Annotated in this window: 17 protein-coding genes and 1 pseudogene; 17 read left to right on the top strand and 1 reads right to left on the bottom strand. The window is 36.0% G+C overall.

From position 1 onward, the window contains the following. The first annotated feature begins 233 nt into the window (after nucleotides 1-233). The 12 genes and pseudogenes from B494_RS0110065 to B494_RS0110010 all read left to right on the top strand — a co-directional run bounded on the left by B494_RS0110065 (nucleotide 234) and on the right by B494_RS0110010 (nucleotide 12816). Complete coding sequence (locus tag B494_RS0110065) at nucleotides 234-818, top strand: hypothetical protein (protein WP_017472273.1); 585 nt, start codon at nucleotides 234-236, stop codon at nucleotides 816-818. Nucleotides 819-851: 33 nt separating this feature from the next. Next, on the top strand, nucleotides 852-2747 hold the full coding sequence (gene dxs, locus B494_RS0110060) for a 1-deoxy-D-xylulose-5-phosphate synthase (protein WP_017472272.1): 1896 nt from the start codon (nucleotides 852-854) through the stop codon (nucleotides 2745-2747). Between the two features lies 1 nt (nucleotide 2748). Beyond that, on the top strand, nucleotides 2749-3570 hold the full coding sequence (locus B494_RS0110055) for a TlyA family RNA methyltransferase (protein ID WP_017472271.1): 822 nt from the start codon (nucleotides 2749-2751) through the stop codon (nucleotides 3568-3570). Nucleotides 3571-3596: 26 nt separating this feature from the next. Next, nucleotides 3597-4046, top strand: coding sequence for a transcriptional regulator AhrC/ArgR (gene ahrC / locus B494_RS0110050; RefSeq protein ID WP_017472270.1), 450 nt, complete (start codon nucleotides 3597-3599; stop codon nucleotides 4044-4046). Nucleotides 4047-4077: 31 nt separating this feature from the next. Then, the gene (gene recN, locus B494_RS0110045; protein WP_017472269.1) at nucleotides 4078-5805 is read left to right on the top strand and encodes a DNA repair protein RecN; all 1728 of its coding nucleotides are present in this window, start codon (nucleotides 4078-4080) and stop codon (nucleotides 5803-5805) included. Between the two features lie 174 nt (nucleotides 5806-5979). After that, nucleotides 5980-7260 (top strand): SpoIVB peptidase, encoded by a 1281-nt coding sequence (gene spoIVB / locus B494_RS0110040; RefSeq protein WP_017472268.1) that lies wholly within the window; start codon nucleotides 5980-5982, stop codon nucleotides 7258-7260. A 455-nt stretch (nucleotides 7261-7715) separates the two neighbouring features. Beyond that, the gene (gene spo0A, locus B494_RS0110035) at nucleotides 7716-8444 is read left to right on the top strand and encodes a sporulation transcription factor Spo0A (protein ID WP_241211416.1); all 729 of its coding nucleotides are present in this window, start codon (nucleotides 7716-7718) and stop codon (nucleotides 8442-8444) included. 57 nt (nucleotides 8445-8501) lie between these two features. Beyond that, nucleotides 8502-9095 (top strand): SafA/ExsA family spore coat assembly protein, encoded by a 594-nt coding sequence (gene safA / locus B494_RS0110030; RefSeq protein ID WP_017472266.1) that lies wholly within the window; start codon nucleotides 8502-8504, stop codon nucleotides 9093-9095. A gap of 162 nt (nucleotides 9096-9257) precedes the next feature. Further along, nucleotides 9258-10616, top strand: a complete 1359-nt coding sequence (locus tag B494_RS0110025) for an aspartate kinase (RefSeq protein WP_017472265.1) — start codon at nucleotides 9258-9260, stop codon at nucleotides 10614-10616. Nucleotides 10617-10800: 184 nt separating this feature from the next. Further along, nucleotides 10801-11009 (top strand): annotated as a pseudogene (gene tnpA / locus B494_RS20550) (IS200/IS605 family transposase); the annotation flags it as partial. Between the two features lie 136 nt (nucleotides 11010-11145). Beyond that, entirely contained in the window at nucleotides 11146-12108 is a 963-nt protein-coding gene (locus tag B494_RS0110015; protein WP_017472263.1) for a helix-turn-helix transcriptional regulator, read from the top strand. A gap of 75 nt (nucleotides 12109-12183) precedes the next feature. Further along, nucleotides 12184-12816, top strand: coding sequence for a type 1 glutamine amidotransferase family protein (locus tag B494_RS0110010; protein WP_017472262.1), 633 nt, complete (start codon nucleotides 12184-12186; stop codon nucleotides 12814-12816). A gap of 107 nt (nucleotides 12817-12923) precedes the next feature. Here the strand turns inward: B494_RS0110010 and B494_RS20545 are convergent. Then, nucleotides 12924-14479, bottom strand: a protein-coding gene (locus B494_RS20545) for an IS3 family transposase (RefSeq protein WP_144032153.1) whose coding sequence is annotated in 2 segments (ribosomal slippage) — nucleotides 12924-13840 and nucleotides 13840-14479 — 1557 coding nt in all. Because the reading frame shifts where the segments join, the coding sequence is not laid out codon by codon here. Nucleotides 14480-14773: 294 nt separating this feature from the next. Between B494_RS20545 and lpdA the strand changes: the two genes are divergently transcribed. The 5 genes from lpdA (at nucleotide 14774) to B494_RS0109975 (ending at nucleotide 21794) form a co-directional block, all read left to right on the top strand. Next, nucleotides 14774-16201 (top strand): dihydrolipoyl dehydrogenase, encoded by a 1428-nt coding sequence (gene lpdA, locus B494_RS0109995; RefSeq protein WP_017472261.1) that lies wholly within the window; start codon nucleotides 14774-14776, stop codon nucleotides 16199-16201. A gap of 18 nt (nucleotides 16202-16219) precedes the next feature. Continuing rightward, the gene (locus tag B494_RS0109990) at nucleotides 16220-17203 is read left to right on the top strand and encodes a thiamine pyrophosphate-dependent dehydrogenase E1 component subunit alpha (protein ID WP_017472260.1); all 984 of its coding nucleotides are present in this window, start codon (nucleotides 16220-16222) and stop codon (nucleotides 17201-17203) included. A gap of 17 nt (nucleotides 17204-17220) precedes the next feature. Then, a complete protein-coding gene (locus B494_RS0109985; RefSeq protein WP_017472259.1) occupies nucleotides 17221-18207 on the top strand; it encodes an alpha-ketoacid dehydrogenase subunit beta in 987 nt (328 codons plus the stop codon). A gap of 19 nt (nucleotides 18208-18226) precedes the next feature. Beyond that, entirely contained in the window at nucleotides 18227-19459 is a 1233-nt protein-coding gene (locus tag B494_RS0109980) for a dihydrolipoamide acetyltransferase family protein (RefSeq protein ID WP_017472258.1), read from the top strand. 292 nt (nucleotides 19460-19751) lie between these two features. Beyond that, on the top strand, nucleotides 19752-21794 hold the full coding sequence (locus tag B494_RS0109975) for a methyl-accepting chemotaxis protein (RefSeq protein ID WP_017472257.1): 2043 nt from the start codon (nucleotides 19752-19754) through the stop codon (nucleotides 21792-21794). Nucleotides 21795-21799: the final 5 nt, after the last annotated feature.

Raw genomic sequence — 21799 nt, 5'->3', positions numbered from 1 at the left:
AATTGTTGGGGAAATCTCCTAGACTGTTCAACAGGACACTTAAAAGGGATTATAGTACGGTCTGAGTGGCAATCCAGTCTAGCTTTCGGTGACGAAGCTAAGATGCATTTAAAGGGGAACCGCCAGAATGGCAACATTCGGTATGCATCTGGGAAAACCTACTGGACCTAAGCCGTAGTTTTTACTTTTTAAGTGACCATTCCAATTACATATTAAATGTGAGGGAACGTTACATGGCGAAAGGTCGATCGCAATTAAATAAATCGATAAAGTTTAGTTTAAGTATTGCCGTTATCACATTTGTGCTAGCGGCAATTTTTTCAGTTATTTCATCTGCTATACTAAGTGGAGTGGCATGGGGCCTTGGCATAATAATTGTATTGACTATTGTATTTTTAGGTGTGTTTTTTGATACACTGGGTGTAGCGGCAACTGCTGCGGTTGAGAAACCTTTTCATGCAATGGCTTCAGAACGTGTTTTTGGTGCAAAAGAAGCTGTTCTTGTTGTACGGAATGCTGATCGTTTTGCTAGCTTTTGTAACGATGTGGTTGGTGACATTTCAGGTGTTATTAGTGGAACAGCCTCAGCACTTGTGGTCTTACAATTAGCAAATGTGTTAGGTCATAGTGATGGTTCTGTCGTACAACTAACTATTAATGTTATAATGACAAGTATCGTTGCTGCCTTAACAGTCGGAGGTAAAGCGATTGGGAAATTTTTGGGCATTCACTACACGACAACGATAATTATCTTAGTTGGTAAAACGCTTGCATTTTTAGACAGTAAATTTAAAATAAAGTTATTAAAGAAAAAATAATATTTGAAAGAAAGAATCGGGGAGGATTCCTAGATGGACCTTACGAAAATTAAAAATCCTTCTTTCCTAAAAGGATTAACAGAAGATGAGTTAGAAGTATTGGCTTTTGAAATTCGTCGCTTCTTAATTGAACAATTGGCGGTCACAGGTGGCCATTTAGGGCCGAATTTGGGTGTGGTTGAGTTAACTTTGGCTTTACATAGTGAATTTAGAAGCCCGGAAGATAAGATTTTATTTGATGTTGGACATCAATCTTATGTACACAAAATCCTAACAGGTCGCGCTGATGCCTTTAAAACATTAAGACAATATAAAGGGCTATCTGGTTTTCCAAAGGTAAATGAAAGTGAACATGATGTATGGGAGACGGGACATAGTTCTACATCATTGTCTGGCGCAATGGGTATGGCGATTGCCAGAGATTTAAAAAGACAATCCTATCATATTGTTCCAGTTATAGGAGATGGGGCTTTAACTGGCGGTATGGCCTTTGAAGCACTTAACCATATTGGACATGAGAAAAAGAATATGATCGTTATTTTAAATGATAATGAAATGTCTATTGCTAATAATGTGGGTGCACTTCACCAAGCCTTAGGTCGCATGCGTAGTGCAGCTAAATATAATAAAGCTAAACAAGAGTTAGAATGGTTAATAAAACGAATTCCAGCAGTAGGTGGTGTCTTAGCCAATGCGACAGAACGTTTAAAGGATAGTATGAAATATTTTATGGTCCCAGGCATGCTATTTGAGGAATTTGGCTTTACTTACTTTGGTCCTGTGGATGGACATGATATTAAAGCGCTTAAGGATCATATTGGTTTTGCTAAGAAAACAAACGGGCCGGTTCTTTTACATGTGATCACGAAAAAGGGTAAAGGCTATTTGCCAGCAGAAACGGATGAAAAAGACAAGTGGCATGGAGTAGGACCATACAAGATTGAATCTGGAGAAAAAATCACACCTAAAACTAATGGGGTGTCTTGGAGTAAGGTTGTAAGTGATGAATTAATGAGGCAAGCATCTTTTCATCAAAATTTAGTTGTTATTACACCTGCTATGATATTGGGATCAAAATTGGAAGGATTCCAAAAAAAATATCCAGAAAGACTTTATGATGTAGGTATTGCCGAACAACACGCAACAACGATGGCTGCAGGGTTAGCATCTCAAAATATGAAACCCTTTTTAGCGATATATTCAACCTTTTTACAACGTGCATATGATCAGGTGCTCCATGATATATGCCGTGTGAAATTAAACGTAGTTATTGGGATTGATCGTTCTGGTTTAGTCGGTGCAGACGGCGAGACACATCATGGTGTATTTGATATTAATTTTTTACGTTCATTGCCAAATATCATTATTATGATGCCTAAAGATGAAAACGAGTGTCGTGACATGATCGAAACAAGTATGCATTATCATCAAGGTCCTGTTGCGATACGTTATCCCCGAGGTAATGCTTTAGGTGTTGAGGTGAAGCAACATCGTAACCAGTTAACAATTGGTGAATGGGAAATTTTATCTAAGGGAGAAGATGTTGTAATTTTGACATTTGGTCCAACTATTGCTTTAGCTGAAGAAGCTACAAGATATTTGGCCCAATATGGCATAAAGGTTGAATTAGTTAATGCAAGGTTTATTAAACCTTTGGATGAATTGTATTTAAAGAATGTGTTTAAATCAGGAAAACCAATATTAACTATTGAGGAAGCTATGTTAGTAGGTGGCTTTGGTAGTTCAGTTCTTGAGTTTGCTGAGATACTAGGTTATTCGAATATAAATATTAAAAGAATGGGTATTCCCGATCAATTTATTGAACATGGTGATGTAGAATATTTACTTGAAGAAGTAGGCTTAAAGGTTACTAATATTGTTCAACAAGTGCAATCGCTTTTACCTACTCACATAAAAAGGGTAAGATAAAATGACAACAAAAAAAGTAAGACTAGATGTCCTGTTAGTGGAAAGAGGTTTAATTGAGACAAGAGAAAAAGCTAAACGTTCAATAATGGCTGGTCTGGTATTTTCAGATGTAGAAAGGTTAGATAAGCCAGGGGTAAAAGTTGCTGCTGATATCCCTTTAACGATTAAAGGAAAACCAATACCGTATGTTGGCCGTGGTGGATTAAAGTTAGAAAAAGCCCTACATTATTTTAATTTAAGTGTTAAAGATCGTTTGATGGTTGACATTGGTGCATCTACTGGGGGTTTTACGGATTGTGCGTTGCAAAATGGTGCAAAGCTATGCTATGCCTTAGATGTAGGCTACAATCAACTGGATTGGAAGTTAAGATCCGATCCAAGGGTTATTGTGATGGAACGAACTAATTTTCGCTATGCTACTCAGGATATGTTTGAACATGGGCTTCCAGACTTTGCTACAATAGATGTATCATTTATTTCATTAAAGTTAATTCTTCCTGCTCTAGCTGACATTATTACTAGCAATGGAGATGTTGTAGCTTTAATAAAACCTCAATTTGAAGCGGGTAGGGAGCAAGTTGGTAAAAAAGGCATTGTTCGTGACCCTGAAGTGCATAGCCATGTGTTAGCATCGATTATTAACTTTGCCCATGAATTGCAATTTGAATTACAAAAATTAACATTTTCACCTATTACGGGGGGAGATGGAAACATAGAATTTTTAGCACATTTCAAAGCAAAGCAACACGATCAATTTAAACAAATCAATTGGCAAGAAGAGATCGTGAATGTCGTTCAACAATCACATAATATGCTTGATTAACCTTATATTAAGAAGGGAATGATCATATGAATAAGGGTCAACGCCACATAAAAATACGTGAATACATTACCAATCATGATGTAGAAACACAAGATGAATTGGTGGACGCGCTTCGTAGTCAAGGCTATCATGTGACACAAGCAACAGTTTCACGGGACATTAAAGAACTTCATTTAGTTAAAGTACCTATGTCAAATGGCGGATACAAATATAGCTTACCAGCAGACCAGAGGTTTAATCCGCTAGAAAAATTAAAGCGATTAATGAGAGATGCATTTATTAAAATAGATAAAGCTACTCATTTTTTAGTTTTAAAGACATTACCAGGTAATGCTATGGCATTAGGTGCCTTAATTGATAATTTAGATTGGGACGAAGTATTAGGAACTATTTGCGGTGACGACACGATTTTAATTATTTGTAGAAACGAAGAAGAAACCGAAAAGGTCGAAAAACAATTTCTTGATATGCTTTAAACAATGTTTAAACGATTTGGGGGAAACAGTTATGCTAACTGAGCTTTCAATAAAAAACTTTGCTATTATTGAACAATTAACGATCCCATTTAATGATGGTTTAACTGTCTTAACTGGAGAGACTGGTGCAGGTAAATCAATTATTATTGACGCCATACAATTATTAACTGGAAGCCGGGGATCAGTTGAATTTATACGACATGGAGCAAAGAAAGCGACTTTAGAAGGTTTATTCATTTTAGAAGACAAGAAGCACCGCGCTTATCAATTAGCTGATCAATATGGTGTTGAATTAGATGCTGAAGGGATGATTGTGCTCCATCGAACAATAAGTGCAAATGGAAAAAGTATTTGTAGAATTAATGGTTCATTAATAACTTTGGCAATTTTACGTGAATTTGGTCAAGCATTGATAGATATTCATACCCAACATGAGACACAATCATTGATGGATCACGATCGACACCTTGAACTATTAGATCTTTATAAAAAAGATGATTTAAACGAGGTAGCCTCAGATTATAAAAGAATTTATCAAAAGCTAAACGCTATCAAGCAAAAGTATCAGCATTTGAAAGAAAATGAACAGGAAATTGTCCAACGATTAGATCTTCTTCATTTTCAATCTGATGAATTGAAAAACGCTGAACTGAAACCAAATGAAGATCATGAATTAAGAGAAGAGCGTAATAAATTAGCCAATTATGAGAAAATATATCATAGCGTTCAAGAAGCTTATACAGCTTTAAAGGGAGAGCAACATGGTTTAGATTGGCTTTCATTAGGTTTATCTGCTATTGAATCTGCAGCTGCTTTTGAGTCAGAACTACAAGATTCCATGGAACAGTATTCAAATCATTATTATTTACTAGAAGATATTGCTGGGCAGTTGCGTGAATATTTAGACAATTTCGCATTTGATCCAGACCGACTAAATACTGTCGAATCTAGATTGAATGAGCTTGAAAGGTTGTTAAGGAAATATGGAAGCTCTGTAGACGAAATTATTGAATACGCTGCCCAAATAGAAGATGAGATAGATGATTTAGAAAATAGAGAGCAATCTTTGCAATATTTAGTCGATCAAGTTAAAGAACTTTCTGCAGATGCCTTAGCCGAAGCAAGCCATTTACATGATCTTCGTCAACAAGCTGCTAAAGAATTGATGGAAACTCTTCAAGTAGAATTGGCAGACCTGTATTTAGAGAAGGCAGCCTTTAAAGCAGAAATAAGCTTTAAAGAAGGGCAAGGTAACGATCCTGTATTAAACGGAACCCATGTTGCATTAGGACCAACAGGTATTGATCAAGTCAGATTTTTATTATCGACTAACCCGGGTGAACCACTAAAACCATTACATAAGGTTGCTTCCGGCGGTGAGCTGTCTAGAATTATGCTAGCAATGAAAACCATTTTTGCCAAGCATCAAGGTGTAACTAGTGTTATCTTTGACGAGGTTGATACTGGTGTAAGTGGACGTGTCGCACAATCCATTGCGGAAAAGATTCACGCAATATCAAATGGTTCACAAGTTTTATGTATTACACATTTACCGCAAGTAGCTGCAATGGCTGACACCCACATTTTAATTGAAAAGCAAGTTATTAACAATGCAACTTCCACTAAAATTAAAGCATTAACTGCTAAACAAAGGGTAGAAGAAATCGGAAGAATGATGACGGGATCAACCCTAACAGAAACATCGACTGAACACGCGCGAGAATTAATCGATCATGCCAACGTATTTAAACGAAAATAGATTAAGGAGCACATTAGTGAATGTCACTGATGTGCTTTTATATTGGAAATAATCTTAAATGACAGGAAATGTTCTCATGTTTTTGAGAACTTTACTGGGTTTAAAAACACCTATTCAAGGTCAAATTAGAGGTACAGATAAAACATAAATTGACTAAGAAGAGGAGCGTGAATTGTGAAGAAACAACGACCAAAATATATTATGGGCATAGCAATGATTGTTTTTGTGCTTTTGATTCCGTTTTTTCCGACTATAAACAATTTTTTAGCAATTCCAACCCATTTAACATTATATACCAGTGAAGAACCTGTTGTTATCAATCCTTTAAGTGAACGCGTAAAAATTGTAGCGGAGGAAGAGCAAGATATTATCGCGTTAAAGGATAATGAAATCTTTCCAGTAAACTTCGGTGAAACCGAAGTGACTTATAAATACAACAATATTCCTTTAAAAAGAGTAAACGTAAATGTGGATGACTCCTATCAAGTTATTCCGGGAGGACAGTCAATTGGCGTGAATTTACAAACACTTGGTGTTTTAGTAGTAGGTTACCACAAAGTCGGTGATGAAGATAACTTAATGTCACCGGGTCAAGATATTGGTATTGAAATCGGAGATAGTATATTAGCTATGAATGACCATGAAATTAAATCAATTGAAGACATTGCACCTATTGTAGAAGAAGCAGGAAGTACTAATGAAGCCATAGATGTAAAATTTAAAAGGGATAATAAAGTATTTGAAGAAAAACTTCATCCAAAATTTGATCAGAAAACGGATGGTTATAGATTAGGTCTTTATATACGTGATTCTGCAGCGGGAATCGGGACAATGACTTTTTATGATCCGATAACTCAAAAATATGGTGCACTTGGCCATGTTATTTCTGACATGGATACACGTGAACCGATAGAAATTGATTCAGGAACTATTGTTCGATCTACTATTACTTCAATTCAAAAAGGTGACAATGGAATACCAGGTGAAAAAAGGGCTTCATTTAACAAAAAAGATGGCTTGTTAGGTAACATAACTAAAAACAGTTCTTTTGGAGTGTTTGGTGAATTAGCAGAAGAACTCAAAAGTGGCCCATTATCAAATCCGTTACCTGTAGCTAAACCAAATGAAGTGAAAGAAGGACCAGCAAAAATATTAACAGTAATTGACGGTGAAAAAATTGAAGCATTTGATGTTGAAATTATCAATGCAGTCGAACAAAAAAATCCAGCAACTAAAGGGATGGTTTTAAGCATTACAGATGAACGGCTTCTAAAAGAAACGGGGGGAATCGTTCAAGGGATGAGTGGAAGTCCGATCATACAAAATGATAAATTAATTGGTGCTGTGACACATGTATTTGTTAACGATCCAACTTCTGGATATGGCATTCATATTGAATGGATGCTGGATGAAGCAGGAATCGATCATGTTAACACATTAAATAAAGCCAGTTAAAGCGGGGATCAGTGAAAAAAAGACGAATGAGTGCTTCATTTGTCTTTTTTTCATTATTATTAAGAATTTTTAATTAGTGAGCGCTTTCCTGATCGGTAGTTGGATCAGACATGGCTTCCGTTAGCTTCTGCCTAAATCTAATCTGTGGGTGGCTATTTGTAATAAACAAAGCATAGCATGCTTTAGTCAGATAACACATGTTTTAGAAAAATATGTTATAATAGGTTTAAATATCATTCGACAAAAGATACAGAAAGTGGATATAAATTAAGAAATTAACCAAAATTAATCGAATGACTAGAAGTTTGATCGAATATTATTTTTTTTATCAATAAAAAAAGGGAAATCCTTATAATTGTCGAATAAACTTAGGTGTATAAAGGTAAAATAAGGAGGAAACGGTAGTGGAAAAAATAAAAGTTTGTTTAGTCGATGATAATCAAGAATTAGTAAGAATGATGGATGAGTATTTTGATGAACAAAGTGATTTAGAGGTGGTAGGTACTGCTTACAATGGTAAAGATAGTTTGCAGTTAATAGAAAACACAAAGCCAGACGTAATCATACTAGACATTATTATGCCACACATGGATGGTTTAGCTGTGTTAACAAAAATGAAGCAACTCCATTTACCCAAACAGCCACATGTCATTATGTTAACTGCATTTGGACAAGAAGACGTTATGAAGAAGGCGGCTGATTTAGGGGCCTCATATTTTATTCTTAAACCTTTTGACTTAGATTATTTAGCAGATCAAGTAAGACAAGTTAACGGTAAACCTGTTAAAGAGCGAAAAACAGCTAAACATGCTGACCATAAACAAAATAAATTTGATCTGGAAGCGAGCATTACTAACATTATTCATGAAGTTGGTGTCCCTGCTCATATAAAAGGCTATATGTATTTACGTGAAGCCATTACCATGATTTTCAATGACATTGAGTTATTAGGTTCAATAACAAAGGTGCTTTACCCTGATATAGCTAAAAAATATAACACAACACCATCCAGGGTTGAACGCGCTATTCGCCATGCAATCGAAGTGGCTTGGAGTCGGGGAAATATTGATTCGATTTCAGATTTGTTTGGTTATACTGTCAGCAGTTCAAAAGCTAAACCAACTAATTCAGAATTCATCGCCATGGTAGCTGATCATCTAAGACTGGAATATCGCGCAAGTTAAAATAGTGAATAAAAACCTCTTTTTTGAAGAAAACTAACAAAAAGGAGGTTTTTTTCATTGAAAAAAATAATGTTTTTAACACTTATGTTTATGTTTATGGCTTCTGTAAGTGTTTTTGCAGAAAGTACTTATCTTGTTCAACCAGGTGATACACTGTGGAAAATAGCGGTGCGCTACCAAATTGGTGTTACCGAAATTATTGAAGCAAATCCACAACTAAATGATCCAGATTTAATTTATCCTAACGATGAGATTAAGATTCCGAACATTGATGCGATAAAGCACACTGAGCATATCGTTATTCAATTGACTAACCAAGAAAGAGCAGCTAATGGTCTACCAGAATTAAGACCAGATTGGCAGCTGTCAAGAGTTGCAAGGCATAAATCTGCTGACATGTTAGAAAATAACTATTTTGCTCATACAAGCCCATCCTATGGCTCACCGTTCGACATGCTAGAAGATTTTGGTGTAAGTTATCAAAGAGCAGCTGAGAATATAGCAAGGGGACAACAAACACCACATCAAGTCGTACGTGAATGGATGAATAGCTCTGGTCATCGTGCAAATATACTTGGAGATTTTACTCACATTGGTGTTGGTTATGTGGAAGACGGAAGATATTGGACACAAATGTTTATTAAACGATAAATAAGCCAATTAAGTTGAAAATTTCACTGCTGTAAACAAATAAAGCGGTTATCCCTTGATTATCTTCAATATCTTCATAAATAATCTGAATTTTAATATAACAAATTCGGTACATTTATGATAATATTTTAATATTAGAAAAAAATATTGGAGATGTGTATCATGAAAGTAGCCAAATTCGGGGGGAGTTCAGTAGCGAGCGCTGAACAGTTAAAAAAAGTTGCTCGCATTATTAAGGACGATGCAGAGCGGCGTGTTATTGTTGTGTCTGCACCTGGTAAAAGGTCGTCAGAGGATATTAAGGTTACCGATTTATTAATTAAGTTAGGTGAGGCTTATCGGTTGGGAAATCCGCACAAGAAAGAACTTAACGCTGTATTAACACGATTCGAATCGATTATTAAAGACCTCAACTTATCAAATCAAGTTTTAACAGAGATACAGGAAGATGTAACAAAGATATTTGAGGATGGCGGTGCCGTCGAGTTTAAGCTAGATGCTATTAAAGCGATAGGAGAAGACTCATTAGCTAAAATATTAAGCGAGTATTTACTAACTTTAGGGTTAAACGCACGTTATCTAAACCCTAAAGATGCTGGTATTATCTTAAGTGATCAACCAGGTGGTGCTCAAATTTTAGATGAGAGTTTCCAACAATTATACAAATTAAGAGAAAGTAAAGAAATTGTTGTTATTCCGGGGTTTTTTGGTTATACGAAAAAAGGAAAGTTAGTTACTTTTTCTCGTGGAGGTTCTGATATTACAGGATCAATTGTCGCTGCCGGTGTTGAAGCTGAATTATATGAGAATTTTACTGATGTGGATTCGGTCTACTGTGTAAATCCTCAAATTGTTGACCAGCCTAAAGAGATCACTTCACTAACATACAAAGAAATGCGTGAATTATCATATGCTGGCTTTTCTGTTTTTCATGCTGAAGCATTAATTCCAGCTGTTAAAGCAAAGATACCTGTCTGTATTAAAAACACCAATAATCCAAATGCGCTTGGAACGATTATTGTATCAGAAAAAGAAGTCCGAGGTAATCCAGTCGTGGGGATTGCAAGTGACAAAGGGTTTATGAGCTTATATGTTAGTAAGTACTTAATGAATCGTGAAATTGGATTTGGTAGACGTTTACTAAATATTCTTGAAGATGAAGGAATATCTTATGAGCATACCCCTTCAGGTATTGATGATTTATCCGTAATTTTACGAGCGGATCAAATGACAGAAGAAAAGGAACAAATCGTCATCAATCGCATTAACCACGAATTATCACCTGATTTAGTTTATACAGAACGTGGACTTGCACTTGTGATGATTGTTGGAGAAGAAATGCATTGTCATATTGGTACAGCAGCCAGAGCGACTAAAGCCTTTGAACAGGCAAATGTTAATATTGAGATGATTAACCAAGGTTCTTCGGAGGTATCGTTAATGTTTGGTATTAAAGAAGATGGTGTGGAGCGTGCTGTTCAAGCACTATATCATGCTTTTTTTGAAGGAGATATCATGTAATAGTTGTGTTTTACTTTAAACCGAAAGATTTATCATTTATCTTTGATGGATCTTTCGGTTTTTTATGGTCTTTGAAAAACCCTGGATATGCCGGGGGTTCCAGGGAGCAAAAAAGCCTCACTTCATGGTAAGATAAGATTGGTTTCCCGAACACCAAATCTCACCAAAGAAGGAGGCATGTCCAGTGCTGGCCAAGAATAGTTTAGTACATACACAATGGAGTTGTAAGCATCATCTCGTTTTCGCGCCAAAATATAGAAGGAAAATAATTTATGGGAAATACAAAAAAGTATTGAAGAAATCGTAAGAGAGCTGTGTGAAAGAAAAGGTGTTGAAATACATGGAGCAAATGCATGTAAAGATCACATTCATATGTTAGTTAGTATTCCACCATAACTCAATGTTTCTCAATTTATGTATGGGCTACTTAATTGATAACTATGTTTAAAGCACTGGCCCTTTGAAGCTGATGCTACATTTTGAACCAACCCAATATCGTAGAAAAAAATTTCATATAGAGGTGGAGTATATGCCTAAAATTGACAATATGTTAGCGATTCTATGGATGCTTCGTTCAGGTGAAAAAATTACTGCGAAACAAATTTCAGAAAAGTTAGAGATGAATATAAGGTCTGTGTATCGTTATATTGATACACTTTCAATAAGTGGTGTACCTATAATTTCAGACGCAGGACATAATGGTGGATACACGTTGTTGAACAATTTTATTGAAGCTCCTCTTTTTTTTGATTGTGAGGAGCAAACCTCGCTATTTCACGCTGCTATTTTTGCAGAAGAAGCCGGGTATTATGGAGGTGAAGCACTAAATAGGGCTATTTCAAAGCTAAGAAAATATTCGAATCAAGAGCAGGAAACAAAGATAAATCAACATTTAACTAGTCTTGAAGTAATAAGTCGATTAAGTTCCCTCGCTATAGAACCTTTTTTGAAGGAGTTGGAGCAGGCCTTAGCTAACAAGTACTCAGTAAAAATTCTTTACCATAAAAGTGGAGAAAAGCAATTAAATTATAGATTGGTCGATCCGTACAGAATTATTTATTGGAATAATAAGTGGTATGTGATAGGGTTTTGTCATCTTAGGAATGATATCCGTAGTTTTAGAGTAGATCGAATGGAAAGTCTAATGTTAACCGAAAATAAGTTTAACCGACCAGAAAATTTTTCAGCGCGTGACTTTTTTATGAAAAACCTTGTTCCAACTATAGAAGATAAGGAAGGAATTATTTCTTTGGTCATTAATGGAGATAAAAAGGCATTGGGTGATATTTGCCAACATTGGTTTTTAGAACATTATTTACAAGAACGGACTTCAAATCAAGCAGTATTTCTCCTTGAGAAAGATATTATACATACATATGTACCTTATTTACTTTTACCGTACAATAAATCTATTAAAGTCATTGAGCCAATCAGTCTTAAGAAAAGAATTATTGAAGTTTTGTCGGAATTAATAACATTTCATCAAATTTGATAACTTCCCTGACGCTAGGTGTCAGGGAAGTTATGTTATATTTGGCTATATTAAATGTGATTGGAGTGTTATTGGATGCAAACAAAAAAAGTTTTTCTTTATGTATTTAATACAATGTCGGACTGGGAATATGGATATTTAATTGCTGAACTAAACTCAGGAAGATATTTCAAACAAGATTTAGTACCTTTAAAAGTAGTTACAGTAGGGGCTAATAAAGAAAGGATTACTACTATGGGAGGACTGAGCATAAAAGCAGATATTTCGCTTAATGAATGTACTCTTGAGAATAAAGATCTTTTAATTTTACCAGGTGGAACTACTTGGAATGAAGAAATTCATCAACCCATCTTGGAAAGAATAGGTCAAGCTTTAAAGCTTGGTACTATTGTTGCTGCAATTTGTGGTGCAACTGAGGCCCTTGCGAATATGGGATACTTAGATACTAGAAAGCATACAAGTAATAATTTAGAATACACTAAAATGGTATGTCCTAACTATAAAGGAGAAAAGTTCTATGAGGTAAGGTCTGCGGTATCTGATGCGAATTTAGTTACTGCATCAGGAATAGCTCCTCTGGAATTTGCGTTGGAAGTATTGAAAAAATTAGATGTTTTTGCACCAGATACATTACATTCATGGTATAACCTAAATAAGACTCATAAACCTGAATACTTCTTCCAATTAATGAATTCAATAAATAACTGAGCTAGAAAATCAACTTATCAGTCTTATATTAGTTCAAATAAAAATAATGAAGTAACTGAAAACGAACTGCCCCCTGTCAAGTAGACAGTGGAAATAATAAAAATGATTTAAGCGGCTTTAGCTCTATATTCCATAGGGCTAAGGCCTTTTAATCGTTTTTGGTATCTTTCATGATTATAATAATGGATGTACTCATCTATCGCAGTAGTAAGTTCCTCAAATGTCTTATATTTGTGCAAATAATATTTCTCACATTTCAGTGTTCCGAAAAATGATTCCATTGGGCCATTATCAATACACCGCCCAACTCGTGACATACTTTGTGTCATCTCTGCCGCATCTATCTTGCGTTTGAACCCTTTAGATGTGTATTGAAATCCACGGTCACTATGGATAAGAGGATGGTCACCATTCAATAGTACTGTGGCTTGATAAAGTGTCTTGAATACGAGTTGATTATTGTTGGAGTGTCCTAGAACATAACTTATAATAGATCCGTCATAAAGATCACGGATGGCACTTAAATAGGCCTTTTTTGATTGGCCATACTTAAATTCTGTCACGTCCGTTACCCATTTTTCATTTGGTTTCTCGGCTGTAAATTCACGATTTAATATATTGTCTGCCACATGTTGAGGTGTAGAGCGTTTATAGTGCTTCTTCTTGACACGAATGAGAGAGCGTAATCCAGCCACTTTCATCAACCGATAGATTCTTTTATGATTAAACTTCTCCTCGAACTTTCTATTCATGTGAAGCAGCATTTGGCGATAACCAAATATGCCATCCACTTTTTCATGGAGAGCTTTCATCTCTTTGATAATTTCTTTATTTAGTATTTCTCTGGAGGAAGGTGTACGGTTAAGCCACTTGTAGTATGCAGATCGTGCAATTCCTGCAATTTCACAAAGTAAACGAATGCTTAAACCTTCATCCTGGTGAAGCTCTTGAATAGCGATATATTTATCCTCAAACCGGATTTGGCTTATTTTCGCCTCCTTTCGATCTCCTCTAACTTTTTTAAGAATAAATTCTCCGCACGTAACCGTTCATTTTCTCTTTCTAACTTTTTCATTTGAAGGTTGGTTTTCTCTTCTGGAGTTAGCTTAGCTTCTTCTTTCTTATGACCACGTTTATCTTTCAGCGCTTCATCTCCACCATCTTCATACTTCTTAACCCACTGATAAACTTGTTGATAAGAAACATTATAAGTATTAGCTGTTTCTTGATAATTTTTTTCGTTCCCCAGGCAATCCATTACAATCTGTATTCGTTCTTCCCAAGTCGTTTTTCTTCCCTTAGTCATAGCGCTCGTCCTTCCTTTTGACGTGTCTTTTAAATCTCTATGACTATTATACTTCTTTGTCCAACCTCTGAGGACAGAAGTACTCGATATTTCATACAACCTAACCACCGCACGTATCGAATACTTCCCAGACAGATAATCTCTAATGGCAGCTAGCTTCAATTCCTTTGAATACTTTTTCCAAGTGGAAGACGCTTTTAGACCCTCCAAACCATACTTATCATACTTGTGTTTCCAGTCCACAATCGTTGTATGGTGCACATTATATTTTGACTCAAGTTCATATGTTGAACACTGCTTATCTAATTTCTTTAATACCTCGTATTTCTCTTCTGCAGAGTAAGATCTTTTGGACATAATAAATACTCCCCTATAAGCAGTCAGATTTTTATTTTTTAATCTGTCTACCTTTAGGGGAGCATATCATATTTTGTTTTGCAGAGAAGTTGGGCTTTTTAATTTGGAATTTCCTTATCGTTGTAAATCCGCATTTTCCTGACGCTACCCCAATTCAAACAATATAAAGGATAAATTTATTACCTATTACTAATATCTTGTATAAATGTTTCTTGCTAAAAGAAGCGATTAACGATAAGATGGAAGGGAAGGTTATATTAATAATAAGATTATTGTAGATAAAGGAGCTTTTCTATGGCGAAAAATTATGACCTAGTCATATTGGGTGGTGGTATGGGAGGGTATGTGTCTGCTATTAGAGCAACGCAACTCGGCCTTTCTGTTGCACTTGTCGAAGCAGATTTATTAGGAGGTACATGCCTACATCGCGGTTGTATTCCAACAAAATCATTATTAAAAAGTGCTGCTATTTATCAGACTGTAAAAAACAGTTCATTATTTGGAATTGAAACCAATCAAGCGCTGATAAACTTTAGTGAAGTACAAGCACGAAAATTATCAGTTGTTGATCAGCTTCATAAAGGTGTTCAACAGTTAATTAAAAAAAATAAGATTGATGTTTTTGATGGATTTGGACGGTTGCTTGGACCCTCTATTTTTTCTCCCATGTCTGGGACTGTTTCTGTCGAATATAAAGATGATCGAGAAAATGTAATGTTGATTGGTAAGAATGTCTTAATTGCTACTGGTACAAAAGCGCGCCAAATAGAAAGTATGCCATTTGACGGAAAGTTCATTCTTTCTTCTGACCAAGCGCTCAATCTCGAAAAATTACCTGACTCAATGATGATTGTTGGGGGTGGTGTGATTGGTATTGAGTGGGCATCAATGTTAAGTGATTTTGGTGTAAAGGTAACTGTGATTGAGTCGGATCAGCAAATATTACCTAATTTTGACAAAGATATATCAAGATTAATGAAAAAGGAACTTTCTAAAAAAGGTGTAGATATATTAACTGAAGCAAATATTGGAGAATATGAGGTTATTGATCAAGCTCAGGTTAAATTAAGCTTGACCTTACAAGGAAATGTGAGTAAACAAGCTACAGCTGATACCGTTCTTGTTTCGATAGGTCGCCAAGCGTTTACTAATGATTTAGGACTCGAGAATACTTCAATAGAATTAGATGATCATGGTTTTATTAAAGTTAACCAATATTACCAGACCAAAGAGTCACATATTTATGCAGTGGGTGACTGTATCGGGGGTGCTCAACTTGCGCATGTAGCAGCACATGAAGGCAAACTAGCTGTTGAACATATTGCGAATACACATGAGCAATTGCCACAAGAAAATTTCGTGATAAGTTGTGTATATAGTCAACCTGAAATAGCAACCGTAGGTTTAACAGAGCAAGAAGCTAGACGTGAAGGTAAGGCTGTGCAAGTAGCTAAAATGCCTTTTTCTGCGATTGGAAAAGCCGTTATTGAAGGACATACGACTGGTTTTGTAAAAATTATATCAGATCGAGAAACAGAAGATATCATTGGTATTCATATGATTGGAAACCATGTGACAGATTTAATATCTGAAGCAGGATTAGCAATGGTGTTAAATGCTACAGCCGAGGAAATAGGACAAACGATTCATCCTCATCCTTCGCTTAGCGAGGTTATGCAAGAAACAGCATTAGCTATCCATGGAAAACAAATACATGGTTAAATTGAAAGGAGAATAATAATGACTAAACATACTGAACTTGGTCTCTCGGAAGAAGAAGTACTAGATATGTATCGTATTATGTTAACAGCGAGACGTGTAGATGAACGGATGTGGTTGTTAAATCGGGCGGGTAAAATTCCTTTTGTTGTTTCATGTCAAGGTCAAGAAGTTCAACAGGTTGCAGCTTCTTTTGCATTGAATCGTGAGAAAGATTACACTGCACCTTATTATCGTGATGTTGGTGTGGTACTTGCTCTAGGTATGTCGATAAAAGAGTTGATGTTGCAAGCATTTGCTAAAGCAGAAGATCCCAATTCAGGAGGCCGGCAAATGCCAGGTCACTTCGGTTCAAGAAAATTAAGGATGCTAACAGGATCATCACCTGTTACAACACAAGTTCCTCATGCTGTTGGGGTAGGTTTAGCGTGTCAGATGAATAATGATGATGCTATTGCTTTCGTCACTTTAGGTGAAGGCTCTTCTAATCAAGGTGATTTTCATGAAGGGGCTAACTTTGCAGCTGTTCACAAATTGCCGGTTATCATTATGGTGGAAAACAATCAATATGCTATTTCCGTTGCTTTAAACGAGCAGGTGGCGTGTGAAAAAATATCTGATCGTGCTATTGGTTACGGTATGCACGGTGAAACAGTTGATGGTAATGATCCATTTGCTGTTTATAGATCAGTTAAACAAGCAGCAGATCGGGCGAGAGAGGGATCTGGTCCTACTCTGATCGAAGCCGTTAGTTATCGTCTCACACCACACTCGAGTGATGATGATGACCGAACATATCGCTCAGAAGAAGAAGTTAAACAGGCGAAGGAGAAAGATGGTTTAATTTCATTTAGGGAATATTTGATAGCTCACAATATTTTAACAGAAGAAAATGAAAAAGAGATGGAGCAAACGATTAAATCATTGATTGATGAAGCGACAGATTATGCTGATGCTGCACCTTACGCATCACCGGATACATTATTCGATGGTGTATATCAGTAAGAAAAGGAGGATTATAAATGCCAGTTGTATCTTATATAGAGGCAATCAAAACAGCCATGGAAGAAGAAATGGAACGCGACGAACGTGTGTTTGTCTTAGGGGAAGATGTGGGTAAACGAGGTGGAGTCTTTCGAGCTACAGAAGGTTTATATGAACGATTTGGAGCAAAGCGTGTGATTGATACACCATTGGCAGAGTCGGCTATTGCTGGAGTTGGGATAGGTGCTGCTATGTATGGCATGATTCCTATTGCAGAAATGCAATTTGCAGATTTTATTTTACCAGCTGTCAATCAAATTATTTCGGAAGCAGCAAAAATAAGATATCGCTCAAATAATGATTGGACATGTCCGATTACCATTAGAGCACCTTATGGCGGTGGCGTGCATGGGGCACTCTATCATTCTCAGTCCATAGAAGCTATCTTTGCCAATCAACCAGGTTTAAAAATTGTTATGCCTTCAAGTCCTCGTGACGCAAAAGGTTTACTAAAAGCCGCAATACGAGACCCAGATCCGGTCTTATATTTTGAACATAAAAAGGCGTATCGCCTACTTAAAGAAGAAATTGACAACAACGAAGAAGTCATTGAAATAGGGAAAGCTAACCTCATACAAGAGGGAACTGATATTACGGTTATTACTTACGGACTTTGTGTGCATTATGCTAAAGAAGCAGCTAAAGAGTTAGCTGAAGAACAAGGGATAGAAGTAAATCTACTCGATTTAAGAACAATTTATCCGCTTGACCAAGAAGCGATTATTAATGCTGTTAATAAAACAGGAAAAGTATTGTTAATAACCGAGGATAATAAAGAAGGTAGCATAATTAGTGAAGTATCAGCGATTATTGGTGAACATTGTTTGTTTGAACTTGACGCTCCGATTAAGCGTCTAGCTGGACCTAATGTACCTGCGATGCCTTATGCACCCACATTAGAAAAAGCATTTATGGTTAATCAAGACAAAATAAAACAAGCAATGTTAGAATTGGCCTTATTTTAATTGCTTGGGAGGGAATAAGATGACCGTTAAAACAATAACTATGCCACAGCTTGGTGAAAGTGTTACTGAAGGGACCATTAGTCAATGGTTGGTACAAGTAGGTGATGTAATTGAGAAGTATCAACCACTGGTAGAAGTAATGACTGACAAAGTCAATGCGGAAGTTCCGGCTAGCTTTAGTGGGAAAATCACAAAACTTTTAGTAGAAGAAGAAACAACTATTGATGTCGGTACACCTTTGTGCGAAATAGAAGTTGAGTCGATGGAACCAACCGTATCTAATCAGCCAGAAATGGAGCATAATCACGAAGAAATAAGCTCTACTAAAGAGTTAAACACGATGAAGAATCGCTATTCACCAGCTGTATTAAAATTGGCTTCAGAGCATCAAATTGATCTTGATTCTGTTCAAGGTACAGGAATGGGTGGCCGTATAACACGTAAGGATATTAATAAGCACATTAACCAAACGAAACAAGAACAAAAACAAAAACACGTTACAGAAACGCCAACACTAAATACTTCAACAATTGAAAAATCAACAAGCCTATTGGCGGATAAAGAAATTCCTGTAACTGGCATGCGAAAGGCAATTGCTACAAACATGGTAAAATCTACTTCGGAAATTCCGCATGCTTGGATGATGATTGAAGTAGATGTAACGAATTTGGTTCGCTATCGAAACGAAGAGAAAGATCATTTTAAGCAGAGTGAGGGATATAACCTGTCTTATTTTGCCTTTTTCTTAAACGCAGTTGCTAAAGCTTTGAAAAAATTCCCTGAATTAAATAGTTCTTGGGCGAATGATAAGATTATTCAGCATAAAGATATTAATTTATCTATCGCCGTGGGGAATGAATCAGAGCTTTTTGTCCCTGTTATTAAAAATGTTGATGAGAAAAGTATTAAAGGTATAGCAAAAGAAATACATGTTTTAGCTCAAAAAGCAAAGAGTGGTACATTAACCCATCAGGACATGGAAGGCGGTACTTTTACTGTGAACAACACCGGTACATTTGGTTCTGTTCAATCGATGGGTGTTATTAACTATCCCCAAGCAGCGATTCTACAAGTGGAATCAATTGTTAAAAGACCAGTTATTATTGATGATATGTTTGCTGCGCGTGATATGGTTAATTTATGTTTATCCCTCGATCACCGAATACTCGATGGTGTTATTTGTGGTCAATTTATGTCACATGTGAAAGCAATTTTAGAAAACATTTCGGGAAATACAACACCTATTTACTAAACAAATTGATATATTAAACGTAATTAAGTAACCCCTAAATATGAACTCAGGTTCTCATGTTTAGGGGTGAATTTTGAGAAGTCGACTTTTGACCTTCGACATTTTGTTTACTAAATCACCAATGAACTGTAGCTATATTTTGTGTTGAAGTGAACAAATTGTGAACTTTATAACATGTAGAGTTTAAGAAATTTTTACAAAATATTTAAAATAAGGTTAAATCATCCGATATTACGATAGTCTGATTGTGATAAATTCACAATTTAATTAAAGGAATAAAAGGGTGATTTAAGTGAAAAGAAAAGCAGAGAGAGAACAACAACGCGGGGGGATTAAACAAAAATTAGTTTGGTCATTTAGTATCATATCAATTATTCCAGTTTTACTGATAGGAAGTATCGTCTATCAATTGGCTGCACATTCGCTTGAAGATGAAGTGGGTGAGAAGGTTGAAAACTTCGCTCAACTTCACATGGAGAAGTTAGATCGTTTTATGTATGAACGAACAAGGGAAATAAAGAACATAACTAAATTAGAATCAGTAGAAGCTCTTCTATCTCATGATTATGACATTGAAGAAGAATTAAACCATCAATTGACCACTTATACATATTTTAAATCGTTTTCTATTTTAGATAATTCTGGCACATTAGTTAGTCAAACAACGAGTCAACCATCAACTGACTACTCTAAGGACCAACCCTGGTGGGAGCAAGCAATCGAAGAAGGGCAATCATATTCTGATATTATCTACGATGCTTCCCTCGATGCTTATGTAATCATGTTTTATCTTCCGATATATAGAGAAGAAACATACTTAGGTATGATAGAAGCAGCTTTTGATGTCGAACACATCTGGAATGATATTAATGCTATCACATCAGACCACAATATTATAGAATTGGTAAATCATGATGGTAATAAAATCGCGGATACAATTTCTTCAGCTAGTATTGACCAAGATAGTCCGGAAATTTCTGAACAATTAGATCGCGATGGCAAAGTTTATCAACGCATTCATGAAGCGAATCCAGATCAATCCGGTATTATAAATAGTCAATCAAGTATAGGTGTGGATTCTATTATAGGCTACGCGATGAGTGCTGGTTATAATGACTATCCGGGCAATGATTGGGCTCTTTTAGTCAGTGAACCAAGGGATATAATGCTTAATAGTATTAAACAACTGAGAAACATCGTAGCGCTAATTGCTGTCGTGACATTAATTATTGTTATCCTTAGCTCAATTTTCATTGCAAATAATTTGTCTAAGCCTTTAATTACATTGAAAAATAAAGCTTTAAATGTAGCCGAAGGAAAGCTTAATGAGAAGATAGTTGTTCAAGGCAGTGGAGAAGTGAGACAATTAACTTTAGCCATGAATAAAATGATAGAAAATCTCCATTCAACTTTAAAGGAAACGAAACAAGCATCAACGGATATCAATAATCAAGGCCTTCACTTAGATAAAGTAAGTAGCGAATTACAAGTTGGAAGTGATCAAATGACTTCAACGATGCAAGAGATTGCAACGGGAGCCGAAGATCAAGCAAACACGTCAAGTGATATAGCTAAATCAAGTCAACAACTTGGTCAAGAGATACATTTAGTCGAAAAACAATCAAGTCTTCTGCAAGGAATGGCAGGTGATGTTGATCAATTATCTCATCAAGGTTCAGTGCAAATGAACCTTTCATTAGAACAAATACATCAAGTCCATCAAGACGTTTTAAATTCTGTTACTAATATTAAAGCGCTAGAGCAGAGCACGGATAATATTGTATCATTAACTGAAGTCATTCATCAGATAACCGAGCAAACGCATTTACTTGCATTAAATGCTGCAATTGAATCCGCTCGTGCCGGTGAAGCTGGAAAGGGATTTAACGTTGTGGCTAATGAAATAAGAAAATTAGCTGAGCAAGTGAGTCATTCTTCAGTAGACATTTCCAATGTTATTAATGGAATAAAAGAAGCGTCATCACTATTAGTACAAACATTAAACCATACAGCATCACAATCTCATGATAGCCTTGAACAAATCAAACAAACGAAGGAAAGTTTTGACGATATAAGAAAACAAATGCTGGAAATGAATCGAACAATTGAAGCTGTTGCATCATCAATGACTCATATTGAAAAAAATAGTCAGGAAATCCATAAAGGTATGCATCAAGTGGCAAGTATTTCAGAAGACAGTCTGGCAGGGATTGAAGAAACTGCTGCTTTTACTGAAGAACAAAAGGATCTGATGGATAAATTGAAAGCACAATCTGAATACTTCTTAACGCTTGCGGGCAAGTTAGATACGATGGTTAAAAAGTTTCAATTGTAACAGAG

Origin of the sequence: Amphibacillus jilinensis Y1 (genome assembly GCF_000306965.1) — a bacterium.
GTDB classification, from domain to species: domain Bacteria; phylum Bacillota; class Bacilli; order Bacillales; family Amphibacillaceae; genus Amphibacillus_C; species Amphibacillus_C jilinensis.
This window is presented reverse-complemented; position numbering and strand designations above follow the sequence as displayed.

Bases quoted from the DNA above. Each gene is read 5' to 3' on its own strand.
- B494_RS0109980 (WP_017472258.1), top strand. From the start codon at position 18,227: ATGACCGTTAAAACAATAACTATGCCACAGCTTGGTGAAAGTGTTACT.
- lpdA (WP_017472261.1), top strand. From the start codon at position 14,774: ATGGCGAAAAATTATGACCTAGTCATATTGGGTGGTGGTATGGGAGGG.
- ahrC (WP_017472270.1), top strand. From the start codon at position 3,597: ATGAATAAGGGTCAACGCCACATAAAAATACGTGAATACATTACCAAT.
- B494_RS0110055 (WP_017472271.1), top strand. From the start codon at position 2,749: ATGACAACAAAAAAAGTAAGACTAGATGTCCTGTTAGTGGAAAGAGGT.
- B494_RS0110065 (WP_017472273.1), top strand. From the start codon at position 234: ATGGCGAAAGGTCGATCGCAATTAAATAAATCGATAAAGTTTAGTTTA.
- B494_RS0109990 (WP_017472260.1), top strand. From the start codon at position 16,220: ATGACTAAACATACTGAACTTGGTCTCTCGGAAGAAGAAGTACTAGAT.
- B494_RS0110015 (WP_017472263.1), top strand. From the start codon at position 11,146: ATGCCTAAAATTGACAATATGTTAGCGATTCTATGGATGCTTCGTTCA.
- dxs (WP_017472272.1), top strand. From the start codon at position 852: ATGGACCTTACGAAAATTAAAAATCCTTCTTTCCTAAAAGGATTAACA.
- spo0A (WP_241211416.1), top strand. From the start codon at position 7,716: ATGATGGATGAGTATTTTGATGAACAAAGTGATTTAGAGGTGGTAGGT.
- B494_RS0110025 (WP_017472265.1), top strand. From the start codon at position 9,258: ATGAAAGTAGCCAAATTCGGGGGGAGTTCAGTAGCGAGCGCTGAACAG.
- B494_RS0109985 (WP_017472259.1), top strand. From the start codon at position 17,221: ATGCCAGTTGTATCTTATATAGAGGCAATCAAAACAGCCATGGAAGAA.
- recN (WP_017472269.1), top strand. From the start codon at position 4,078: ATGCTAACTGAGCTTTCAATAAAAAACTTTGCTATTATTGAACAATTA.
- B494_RS0110010 (WP_017472262.1), top strand. From the start codon at position 12,184: ATGCAAACAAAAAAAGTTTTTCTTTATGTATTTAATACAATGTCGGAC.